The following is a 1025-nucleotide window of genomic DNA, read 5'->3' on the forward strand; positions in this document are numbered from 1 at the left end:
CTGATGGAGTTCACCCCCAAGGGCGTGGACCTCGACGAGGTCCGCGAGCACATCCTGGCACTGGAGCACGTGCAGGACGTGCACGACCTGCACGCCTCGATGATCGGCACCGGCCTGCCGGTGCTCTCCGCGCACGTCATCGTCGAAGATCGGTGCTTCGAGTCCGGCCACGCCCCGCGAATCCTGGAAGAGGTCCGCGCCTGCGTCAAGGAGCACTTCCCGGTCTCCTTCGACCACGCCACCATCCAACTCGAGACCTCCACCCTGCGTGACCAAGAGGTCGCCTCCGTGCAGCACGACTGACGCCCACACCACCTCGCAGTCATCGACGAGAAGAGAAACCTGCAGGAAGCGCGACGTTTAGCCCCGGTATGGTTCTGGTTGAACCGACTCGGGCGGAGTCCCGTTCGATGGCCGACCGGGCCGGCAAAGCACCCAAGTCACCCACGGAACCGACCAACGAAATCTCGGTCTCCATTCCCATCAAAGGAACCATTGTTGGTACAGGTAATGGAGGCTGGCACTAAGCATTGCTGCTTCCATTCGGCTGGACCTTGTCGCGAGGGGCAAGGAACGGTGCCGTAGGAACAGAAGACGCAACAGTCGCCGCCAAGGGGCCGTACACGCTCACGGCAATTTGGGCACACCCAGAAAAACTGGCAGGAATCCGTCGGCATTTGTGCGGAGGTTTCCTGTTGGCATACCGGACACGTCACTACTGATGTCAACTCAACGGTCATACCTCCATTCTCGCCTCTGGCGGCCGCCCTATTCGATCGTTAAACAGGATCCCCCGGAAGTCATTTGGAGCTCCGGTTGCTTCCCGGTTTTCCGGCACGCATGCGTCCTGAAAACGGGAATCGGTGCTCCCTGCTTACGATCCAGAATTGGTCGTTAGTGGGCCACCTGTGCCGGCTGCGAGGGACTGCGTGTGGCTTCGTTCGCTTGGTGGCGGGGTTTTTGCAGCGCTCCGTGGCGGTCTTGTTGCCGCGATCACGCAGGACTGGCTGCAGGTAGGTGTCGCG

General features: G+C 61.3%; 2 protein-coding genes. One reads left to right on the plus strand and one right to left on the minus strand.

Annotated features, from left to right (window positions below):
- The coding region (locus BM355_RS13990) for a cation diffusion facilitator family transporter (protein ID WP_483869253.1) at nt 1-303 on the plus strand (303 nt) is incomplete at its 5' end.
- A gap of 137 nt (nt 304-440) precedes the next feature.
- Here BM355_RS13990 and BM355_RS14995 read toward each other — a convergent pair.
- Entirely contained in the window at nt 441-740 is a 300-nt protein-coding gene (locus BM355_RS14995) for a GDCCVxC domain-containing (seleno)protein (protein ID WP_091699768.1), read from the minus strand.
- Nucleotides 741-1025 lie beyond the last annotated feature (285 nt).

The sequence above is a fragment of the Micrococcus terreus genome (assembly GCF_900116905.1).
Taxonomy (GTDB): Bacteria; Actinomycetota; Actinomycetes; order Actinomycetales; family Micrococcaceae; genus Citricoccus; species Citricoccus terreus.

Bases quoted from the DNA above. Each gene is read 5' to 3' on its own strand.
- BM355_RS14995 (WP_091699768.1), bottom strand. From the start codon at position 740: ATGACCGTTGAGTTGACATCAGTAGTGACGTGTCCGGTATGCCAACAG.